General features: G+C 72.8%; 9 protein-coding genes. 4 read left to right on the top strand and 5 right to left on the bottom strand.

Going from position 1 to position 9789, the window contains the following annotated elements; genetic code table 11:
* Positions 1-382 precede the first annotated feature (382 nt).
* The gene (erm, locus tag EAD89_RS24845) at positions 383-1180 is read left to right on the top strand and encodes an ErmE/ErmH/ErmO/ErmR family 23S rRNA (adenine(2058)-N(6))-methyltransferase (protein WP_121677398.1); all 798 of its coding nucleotides are present in this window, start codon (positions 383-385) and stop codon (positions 1178-1180) included.
* Between the two features lie 12 nt (positions 1181-1192).
* Here erm and EAD89_RS24840 read toward each other — a convergent pair whose 3' ends face one another.
* Positions 1193-1384 carry a DUF2795 domain-containing protein gene (locus EAD89_RS24840; RefSeq protein ID WP_121657289.1) on the bottom strand — a complete coding sequence of 64 codons (192 nt, stop codon included), beginning with the start codon at positions 1382-1384 and terminating at the stop codon, positions 1193-1195.
* Positions 1385-1501: 117 nt separating this feature from the next.
* Between EAD89_RS24840 and EAD89_RS24835 the strand changes: the two genes are divergently transcribed.
* On the top strand, positions 1502-2758 hold the full coding sequence (locus EAD89_RS24835) for an erythromycin esterase family protein (protein ID WP_121657290.1): 1257 nt from the start codon (positions 1502-1504) through the stop codon (positions 2756-2758).
* Positions 2759-2892: 134 nt separating this feature from the next.
* Here the strand turns inward: EAD89_RS24835 and EAD89_RS24830 are convergent, their stop codons facing one another.
* The 3 genes from EAD89_RS24830 to EAD89_RS24820 form a co-directional block, all read right to left on the bottom strand.
* A complete protein-coding gene (locus EAD89_RS24830) occupies positions 2893-5109 on the bottom strand; it encodes an MMPL family transporter (RefSeq protein WP_121677397.1) in 2217 nt (738 codons plus the stop codon).
* Complete coding sequence (locus EAD89_RS24825) at positions 5109-5696, bottom strand: TetR/AcrR family transcriptional regulator (RefSeq protein ID WP_121657292.1); 588 nt, start codon at positions 5694-5696, stop codon at positions 5109-5111. Before EAD89_RS24825 ends, EAD89_RS24830 begins: the two co-directional genes overlap by 1 nt.
* A 101-nt stretch (positions 5697-5797) precedes the next feature.
* A complete protein-coding gene (locus EAD89_RS24820) occupies positions 5798-6229 on the bottom strand; it encodes a helix-turn-helix domain-containing protein (protein ID WP_199723619.1) in 432 nt (143 codons plus the stop codon).
* Between the two features lie 78 nt (positions 6230-6307).
* Here EAD89_RS24820 and EAD89_RS24815 point away from each other — a divergent pair, with 78 nt between their 5' ends.
* Positions 6308-7726 (top strand): MFS transporter, encoded by a 1419-nt coding sequence (locus EAD89_RS24815; protein WP_199733619.1) that lies wholly within the window; start codon positions 6308-6310, stop codon positions 7724-7726.
* A 63-nt stretch (positions 7727-7789) separates the two neighbouring features.
* Positions 7790-8749 (top strand): DNA polymerase domain-containing protein, encoded by a 960-nt coding sequence (locus EAD89_RS24810; protein WP_121677395.1) that lies wholly within the window; start codon positions 7790-7792, stop codon positions 8747-8749.
* A 39-nt stretch (positions 8750-8788) separates the two neighbouring features.
* Here the strand turns inward: EAD89_RS24810 and EAD89_RS24805 are convergent.
* The coding region (locus EAD89_RS24805) for a chitinase (protein WP_147458864.1) at positions 8789-9789 on the bottom strand (1001 nt) is incomplete at its 5' end.

Below are 9789 nucleotides of genomic sequence, written 5' to 3'. Positions count from 1 at the left end.
GTCGTTAATCGGTGGGGCTCCGGGGCTGGGAGTGGTTAGGGTGACCGGATGTTCACGCATGCCCTGATCGAGGGGGTCGGTACGCCGGCCGCCTGGGGTCCCATGTTGGTGTCCCGCCCGCGAGTCCGGCGTCCGGCCCTGGTCGGCCGGGACGCGACCCGCCGCTGATCGGTCCATTCCACGGCGGGCTGGGGCTCAACCCTCGCCGCCGCTGATCAGCTCATTCCTGCCGCCGCAGGGGCTGCCGCCCCTCGGTGTCGCACCGCCGCGTCCTCGCGCCATCGTCCAGGGCCGTCCGAGTCCCGATCCACTCGGGCAGGCCCGGCAATCCCGGCTGCCTGTCCAGCCCGTCGCCGAACGGCGACAGACAGGACGACGACCCGTGGCGCCCCGCAACTTCCGATCAACCGAACGCGACCGGTCCCGTCGCGTACTCAGCCAGAACTTCCTCGTCGACCGGGCCGCCGTGGCGCGGCTGGTCGGCGCCGCCGAGGTCGATCCCGACGGACTACTGCTGGAGGTCGGCGCCGGTCGCGGCCAACTGACCCGTCCGCTCGCCGCCCGCTGCGGTCGACTGACGGCGTACGAGGTGGACCCTGCAGCCGCCCGGGCGCTGGCCGCCGTCTGCGCGGCCCTGCCCAACGTCGAGCACCGGCAGGCCGACTTCCTCGCCGCCGAGCCACCGGAGGAGCCCTTCGCGGTGGTCGGCAACATCCCGTGGTCGCTGACATCGGCCGTGGTGCGCTGGTGCCTGGCCGCGCCCCGGTTGCGCTCGGCCACCCTGCTCACCCAGTTGGAGTACGCCCGCCGCCGCAGCGGCGACTACGGCCGGTGGACCCGGCTCACCGTGTCGACCTGGCCCGAGGTCGACTGGCGGCTGGCCGGGCGGGTGCCGCGTACCGCGTTCCGACCGGTGCCGGCGGTGGACGCCGGGATCCTGCGGATCGAGCGGCGGGCGGAGCCGTTGCTGTCCCGGGCCGCCCTGCCGGCGTACCGAAGGTTGGTGGCCGTGGGCTTCGAGGGCGTCGGCGGTTCGCTGGCGGCGACCCTGCGCCGGCACCACCCGCCGGCCCGGGTGGCCGCGGCGCTGCGCGCCACCCGCATCGCGCCGGACACGCCGGTCGGGTACGTCTGGCCGGAGCAGTGGCTGGTGCTGTTCCGACTGCTGCACGCCCGCTGACCGTGTACGGGGTCAGGAGAGACTCGACAGCGCGGCGTTCAGCTCGTCCGGCGACTCGAACTGCTCCGCCGGCAACGCCCGCAACACCTGCAACATGGCCGTGCTGGCCCCGTTCTCCTGGCCCCAGCGGACCAGATCCTCGCGGGAGACCGGGTAGTCGAGCCCGGCCAGGTACTCCTGCAACTGCACCCCGGTGACGGTCATGTCGGCCAACTACCCGCTCGCCGCACCCGTACACCGGCCGGCCCGCCGACCGGCGTACGGCGTGTCGCGGGCGGCGCGCCGACGGTTTGTCGAAGCGGCCTCCGGGTAGCCGCGGACATGCTGGTTCAGCGGCTCGGCGCGCCGAGCGACTTCGACCCGTTGCTGGAGCGCGTCCGGGACGCCCGGGTGGTGATGATCGGCGAATCCACCCACGGCACTTACGACTACTACCGGCTGCGCGAGCAGCTCACCCGCCGGCTGATCGCGGAGTGCGGCTTCTCGTTCGTGGCCGTGGAGGGCGACTGGCCGGACTGCGACCGGGTGCACCGCTCGGTCACCGCAGCGCCGGACGGTGCGCCCGACCCGCAGACGGCGCTCGAGCGGTTCGAACGGTGGCCGACCTGGATGTGGGCGAACGCCGAGGTGGCCCGCTTCTGCCGCTGGCAGCGCGCGTGGAACCTGGAGCGGCCGGAGGATCAACGGGCCGGATTCCACGGTCTGGACGTGTACAGCCTCTGGGAGTCGATGCAGGCGATCTTCGACTATCTGGGGGAGGAGGACCCGAGGTCGCTGGAGGCGGCGCAGGACGCGTACCGGTGCTTCGAGCCGTACGGCAAACGGGTCGAGGAGTACGGCGCGGCCAGCCGGTTCGTCTCCGCCCGGTGCGAGGAGGAGGTGGTGCGCCTGCTGGCGCGGACCCGGGAGCAGGCGCTCTCCGACGGCCCGGACCGCTTCTCGGCCTGGCAGAACGCGGAGGTGGTGGCCGGCGCGGAGCGTTACTACCGGGCGATGGTGGCCGGCGGGCCGGATTCGTGGAACATCCGTGACACCCACATGCAGGACACGCTGGACCGACTGCTGGACCGATACGGTCCGGACGCCCGGGGCATCGTCTGGGCGCACAACACCCACGTGGGAGACGCCCGGGCCACCGACATGGCCGCGGACGGAATGATCAACATTGGTCAGTTGGCGCGGGAGCGGCACGGCGACGAGGCGGTGGCCCTGATCGGCTTCGGCAGCTACCGGGGTACGGCGATCGCCGCCCCCCGGTGGGGCTCACCAGCCGAGGCGATGGTCGTACCGCCGGCCCGGCAGGGGTCGGTCGAGCGGCGGCTGCACGAGTTGATGCCGGAGCGGGCGGTGCTGGTCTTCGGTGGCGACGACCAGCCGGGCTGGGTCACCGACACCGCCGACCATCGGGCGATCGGAGTGGTCTACGACCCCTCTTTCGAGTCCTGGGGCAACTACGTGCCCACCCGCCTTGCGGAACGCTACGACGCCTTCATCTGGTGCGACGAGACCACAGCCCTGCACCCCCTGGCCGCCCCGGCGGTAGCCGGCGAAATGGAAACCTACCCAGCCGGCGTCTGACCGACCCGCTGCGCCGACGCGCCCGCCGGGCCGCACCCGCCGGGCCGCGCCGATCATGGAGTTGTGGTGCCGGACGAAGGCCTCGATTCGGGGCGCAACGGGCACCACAACTCCATGATCGACCAGGTAAGGCGTCAGACGCCTGCCGGGGTGCGGTCGGTGAGCTTGGCGCGCAGGCCTTCGCCCTCGATGTCGACGTTCGGTAGGGCGCGGTTGAGCCAGCGGGGGAGCCACCAGGCACGGTCGCCGAGCAGCGACATCACCGCGGGAACGATGGTCATCCGGACCACGAAGGCGTCGATGGCCACACCCACGGCGAGCGCGAAGCCCATCGACTTGATCACCGGATCCTCCAGGAAGACGAAGCCTCCGAAGACTGAGATCATGATGAGCGCGGCGGCGGTGACCACCCGGGCGCCGTGCCCCATGCCACTGATGGTGGCCTCGCGGGCGGACTCGCCGTGCACGAAGTCCTCCCGCATCCGGGACACCAGGAACACCTCGTAGTCCATCGCGAGCCCGAACAGGATGCCGATGAGCAGGATCGGCAGGAAGCTGATCAGCGGGCCCGGGGTGTCCAGGCCGACGAGGTCGGCGAGGTGCCCCTGCTGGAAGACCGCCACCGTGATGCCGAACGTGGCGGCGACGGTGAGCAGGAAGCCCAGCGCGGCCTTGATCGGCACCAGCAGCGAGCGGAACACCAGCATCAGCAGCAGCACCGAGAGCCCGACCACCAGCAGCAGGTAGACCGGCAGCGCGTCGGAGAGCTTCTCGGAGACGTCGATGCCGATCGCGGTGACACCGGTGAGCAGCACGTCCGCGTCGCGGATGCCGCCCACCGAGGCACGGATGTCGTGCACCAGGGTCTCGGTGGCCTCGTCGGTCGGGCCGGTCTTCGGCACCACTCCGAGCAGGGCGGTCCGGCCGTCCGGGCTCAGCTGCGCCGGCGCCACCGCGAGCACGTTCTCGGTGCGCTGGAGCAGCGCGGTCACCTGCGGCACGGCGGCCGAGGTGGCCTGTGGCGTGTCACCGGCGACCACCACCGCGAGCCGGCCGGTGAAGCCCGCGCCGAACCCCTCGGTCGTCAGGTCGTTCGCGACCCGGGCGGGTGAGCCGACGGCCGCCGTGGAGGCGTCCGGCAGGGCCAGCCGCATGTCCGGCGTGGGCAGCGCGAGCAGGCCGAGGCCGAGCAGACCGACCAGGATCACGGGTACGCGGAACCGGGTGACCAGGCGCGCCCAGCGGAAACCGAAGCCGGACCGGTCCTCGGTCGGTGCGGTGTCGGCAACCGGGCGGTCGGCGTCCGTGCCGTTGGCCGGCGTGCCGTCGGCGGCGACCGAGCGCAGCCGGCGGGGAAGCACCCGGCGACCGGCGAAGCCGAGCAGCGCGGGCTGAAGGGTGATGGCGACGAGCACCGCGACGGTGACCGTGCCGGCGGCGGCGAGACCCATCACGGTGAGGAACGGGATGTCCACCACGGCGAGCCCGGCCAGGGCGATGACGACGGTGGCGCCCGCAAAGACCACGGCGGAGCCGGCGGTACCCACGGCCCGGCCGACCGCCTCCTCGGGGGACAGGCCGTCGAGCAGGTTCTGCCGGTGGCGGGAGGTGATGAACAGCGAGTAGTCGATGCCGACCGCGAGGCCGAGCATCAGCGCCAGGATCGGCGCGGTGCTGGTCAACTCGACGACGCTGCTCAGCGCGAACAGGCCGGCCATGCCGACGCCCACGCCGATGAGCGCGTTGAGCATCGTCATGCCAGCGGCCACCAGCGAGCCGAACGTGATGATCAGTACGATCGCGGCGACCAGCACGCCGAGCGCCTCGGTTGAGCCGATCTCCGGCTCACCGCCCAGCACCTCGCCGCCCGGGGCGACCTGCCAGCCCTGCGCCTCGGCCGCCGCGCCAACCTGCTCGTACGCGGTCTTCTGCTCGTCGGTCACCTCGTCCGCTCCGGTGGCGAACTGGACCTGGACCAGCGCGTACCGGCCGTTGGGCGAGACGGCGCCGACCTGGAACGGGTCGACGGCGCCGACCACGCCGGGCAGCGTCGCGGCCTGCTGGACGATCTCCTGCACCACGCCACGGCCCTGCGGGCTGGCCAACTGGCCGTCCCCCGGTGCCTTGACCGCGATGGTGCCGGTGGCGCCACTGGCTGCGGGGAACTGCTGCGCGAGCAGGTCGAGCGCCCGCTGGCTCTCGGTGCCGGGCATGGTGAAGTTGCTCGCCGTCGGGCCGCGCAGGGTCGCCGCGGCCAGGCCAGCGACGACGAGTACGACGAGCCAGAGCGCGACGACGAGCCGTCGCCGACGCAGCGCGCCCCGGCCGAGCCGGTAGAGCAGGGTGGCCATCAGGATTCCTTGTCCTCGGTCGTGGGTGGTTGGGGCTGGGGGGACTCGACGGGCTCGACGGCCCGTCGGACGAGGGCGAGCAGGGCGGGGCGCAGCTCGTCGTCGGGAACGTCGACGAACTCGGCGCACGCCTCGGAAATGCCGGCGAGCAGCACCAGCGCGGCGATCCGGGCGCCCGGCCGGTCGGAGTGCCCGGCGAAGGCGTCCCGCAGGCGCTCGGAGATCTGCTGAATGTGCGCGAAGGCCGGCTGGGCCAGCAGCTCCGGGAACTCGCCGCGGAGCAGCGCGATCTCCCGCCGGAAGCGCACCGCGAGGTCGACGAAACCCACGGCGGCGACCTGCTGGGCGGCCCCGCCGGTCAGGCCGGTGAGCCGGTCGTCGAGCTCCTGCAGGACGGCGATGGCCGGGGCCATCAGCTCGGCGAGCAGGGCTTCCTTGTTGGCGAAGTGGTAGAGCACGGTGGCCTTGGAGCAGCCGACCTCGCGGGCGATGTCCTGCAACGAGGTGCCCCGGTAGCCGGTCACCGCGAACCGTCGCGCCGCCGCGGCGAGGATCTCGCCGTGCGTCTCGGACACCGCTCTGGCCATCACCGGTCCACCTCCCGCAGACCAGCATGCCTGACCGATCGGTCAGACCCTGACCGATCGGTCAGATTGTCACGGTGGCGTTCCCCACACCCCGGCCCGGTTTAACCGGCGTGCTCCGCGTCGTACCTGGTCCGCGCCTCGGCGATGGCCCGGCGGTGCCGCTCGGCCCAGCTGGTCAGCGCCACCAGCGACTCGTACAGCTCCAGCGCCATCGGGGTGGCCGTGTACTCGACCTTCGGCGGAACGGTCGGATAGACCGTGCGGTGCAGCAGGCCGTCGCGTTCCAGATTGCGCAGGGTCAGCGTGAGCATCCGGCGACTGATCCCCTCGATGTGCCGCTCCAGCTCGGTGAAGCGCACCGGCCCGTTCGAGGCGGACACCAGGATGCTGATGCTCCACTTTCCGCCGACCCGGTCGAGCACCTCGCGGACGGTGCACGCCCGGGCCTGACCCGGGGTGAACGGCACGCTTCCCGCTGCGCACGCGAGCTCGGCCTCGACCAGCGCGGGCACATCGCTGTTCCTCTGGGACATAACAGTGCCTCCTTCCGCTCCCGCTCATGGTCACAGACGATGACGTCGGTAACAAACCATGCACCAAGGAGGCGTTCCATGAACCCCGTCGTCGTCCCGTCCCGCTGGCCGGCGCTGCTCGTACTCTGCGCCGGCAGCCTGATGATCATCCTGGACGGCAGCGTCGTCGCGGTGGCGCTGCCCGCCGTGCAGGGCGATCTGGGCTTCACCGCCACCGGCCTGGCCTGGGTGGTCAACGCCTACCTGGTCGCGTTCGGCGGGCTGCTGCTGCTCGCCGGCCGCCTCGGTGACCTGCTCGGCCGGCGGCGTATCTTCCTGGCCGGCATCGCGCTGTTCACCCTGGCCTCGGTGGCCTGCGCGCTGGCCACCGGGCCGGCCGTGCTGGTCGGCGCCCGCTTCGGTCAGGGCGGCGGAGGCGCGCTGGCCATGGCGGTCAGCCTCGGCATGATCGTCCGGCTCTATCCCGAGCCGGCCGAGCGGGCCCGCGCGATCGCCGTCTTCAGCTTCACCGGGGCGGCGGGCGCGTCGGTCGGCACGGTGGCCGGTGGCGTCCTCACCGACCTGGCCGGCTGGCGGTCGACCTTCCTGGTCAACCTGCCGATCGGGGCGGCCATCCTGCTCGCCGCCGTCCGCCGGCTCCCCGCCGAGCGGGGCATCGGCCTGCGCGCGGGCCTGGACCTCCCCGGCGCCCTGCTCGCCACGGCCGGACTGATGGCCGCCGTGCTGGGCATCGTGGGGACCGGCGAGCACGGCTGGACCAGCCCGCGGACCCTCGGCGCGGCGGCGCTCGCGGTGCTGCTGCTCGGCGGGTTCGCGCTCCGGCAGCGGGTGGCGCCCACCCCGCTGCTGCCGGCCCGGGTGCTGCGCGTCCCCGGCCTGGTCGCGGCGAACGCCGTGCAGTTCCTCATGGTCTCCGCGTACTTCGGCTTCCAGTTCCTGCTCGCCGTGGAGCTGCAACTGGTGCTCGGGCTGGACGCGGCGGCGACCGGCTGGGCCTTCCTGCCCACGCCGGTGGTGATCGCCGTGGTGTCACTCGGCCTGGCCGGTCGGATGATCGCCCGCTGGGGTGCCCGGGCCGTGCTGCTGGCCGGGCTCGGGCTGGCCACCGTCGGTTTCCTGCTGCTCGGCCGGCTGCCCGCCGACGGCGGCTACCTCGCCGACGTGCTGCCCGCGATGCTGATCTTCGGGGTGGCCGGCGGCCTGACCCTGCCGGCGGTCACCACACTGGCCATGGCCGGCGCGACCGACGCGGACGCCGGGCTCGCGTCCGGGCTGGCCAACACCACCCAGCAGGTCGGCGGTGCGGTCGGTCTGGCCGCGCTGGCCACCCTGGCCGCCACGCGCGCCGACGGTCTGCGGGCCGCCGGCTGGGCAGAGGTGGCGGCGTTGGCCGGCGGCTACCGGCTCGCGTTCACCGTCGCCGCCGCTCTGGTGGTCGCCGCGCTGGTGGTCACGCTGACCACGCTGCCCGGCGCCGGCCCGCGCTGCCCGCCGTAACCGAGCGGCAGCGAAGCGCCGCGTCCAGTTGACCGATGGCACCGGGGCCGGGAGGGTGGGCGGGTGAGCGAGGCTGACGAAACCCGGGACGGGGTGGCCCTGACCAACCTCGACCAGCCGCTGTCCGACCGCGACGACGCGACCAAGCGCGACCTGGTCGACTATCTCGACGCGGTCCGCGACCGGATCCTTCCGCAGTTGCGGAACCGGCCGTTGTCGGTGATCCGGGTCCGCCCCGGCCAGCCGCCGTTCATGCAGAAGAACCTGCCCCGGTACACCCCCGACTGGGTCCGCCGGGTGCCGGTCTGGGCGGAGGCGTCGCACCGCGAGGTCTCGTACGCCCTCTGCGACGACCGGCGCACCCTGCTCTGGTTCGCCAACCAGCGGGCGGTGGAGTACCACCCGACGCTCGCCACCGCGGCGGACCTGCACCGCCCGACCCACCTGGTGCTCGACTTGGACCCGCCGGAGGGGGACGGGTTCGGCGCGGCGGTCGGCGCCGCGCTGCTGGTCCGGCAGGCGCTCGCCGACGCCGGCCTGGCCGGGGCGGTCAAGACCAGCGGCGCCAAGGGCGTGCACGTCTTCGTACCGGTGGCCGACGAGCCCACGGCGGAGGATCTGGCCGCAGCCACCCGAGCGCTCGCCGTCCGCGCCGAGCGGCTCGACCCGGCGCTGGCCACGACCGCGTACATCAAGAAGGACCGGGGCGGCCGGGTCTTCGTGGACGCCACCCGCGCCGGCGGGGCGACCGTGGTGGCCGCGTACAGCCCGCGGCTGCGACCCGGGCTGCCGGTCTCGTTCCCGGTCGACTGGGCCGACCTGACCGAAGTGACCCCGGCCGACTTCACCATCCGGACCGTGCCGGCGCTGCTGGCCGGGGCCGACCCGTGGGCCGCGTCGATGCCGGCGCCGCAGCCGCTGCCCGCCGACCTCGTCGCCGAGGGGCGGACCATCCCGGTGGCCCGGGTGCAGGCCATGCACGAGGGCAAGCGCCGGGCCCGCGCCCGACGCGAGGCCGGCTGACGGTACGCCCCGACAGCCGGCCTCGCGGGTCAGGCGCGGTCAGCGTCCCTGTAGACGCTTCACGTTGTCGCCGAACGTCCAGCCCTTCGACCCGTCCCAGTTCGCCGACCAGGTCATCAGGCCCTTGAGACCGGGTATCCCGTTCCACGCCTGCGAGACCAGCGACGTCGACATGTGGCCGCCGCCCGCGCCGACCTGCGCGGGCAGGCCCGGAACCTGCTTGTCGTACGGAACGCGGATGGTGGTGCCCTGAATGGTCAGGCCGTTGTTGAGGCACTGCGTCTGCACGGTGAAGCCCTGCACGGTGCCGGCGGGGTACGAGTCACCGGCGCAGCCGTACATGCTGCCGTTGTAGTACTGCATGTTCAACCACCAGAGCCGGCCGTTGTCCACGTACTTCTTGATGATCGGCAGGTACGAGCCCCAGATCGAGCCGTAGACCACGCTGCCGCCGGTGACGTAGGCCGTCTCCGGTGCCATGGTCAGGCCGAAGTTCGACGGCATCCGTGCCAGCACGCCGTCGATGATCCGGATCAGGTTGGCCTGCGACGTGGACAAGGTGTTGATGTTGCCGCTGCCGGTCAGGCCGGTCTCGATGTCGATGTCGATGCCGTCGAAGTGGTAGGCCGTCAGGATCGGCACGATCGTCGCGACGAACCGGTCGGCGACCGCGCTGGAGCTCAGGTCGATGCCCGCCGCGGCACCCCCGATCGACATCAGGATGGTCGCGCCGGCGGCCTTGGCCTGGCACATCTCGGCCGGGGTGGCCACCTTCACGCCGGCGTCCATGCCGTTCTCCCACAACACCGTGCCGTCCGCGCGGATCACCGGGAAAGCCGCGTTGATCACGTTGTAGCCGTGCTGACCGAGCCGGCTGTCGGTGATCGGGATCCAGCCGAGGCCGGGGTGCACGCCGTTGGACGCGCCGTCCCAGTTCTCCCAGTAGCCCTGCAGCACCTTGCCGGCGGGCCGCGACTTCACCCCGCAGGTCCCACCGGTCGGCGGCGGCGTGGTGGGTGGCGGTGTGGTCGGGGGAGGAG

This window comes from Micromonospora sp. BL4 (genome assembly GCF_003667505.1).
In the GTDB taxonomy this organism is placed as follows: Bacteria; Actinomycetota; Actinomycetes; order Mycobacteriales; family Micromonosporaceae; genus Micromonospora.
This window is presented reverse-complemented; position numbering and strand designations above follow the sequence as displayed.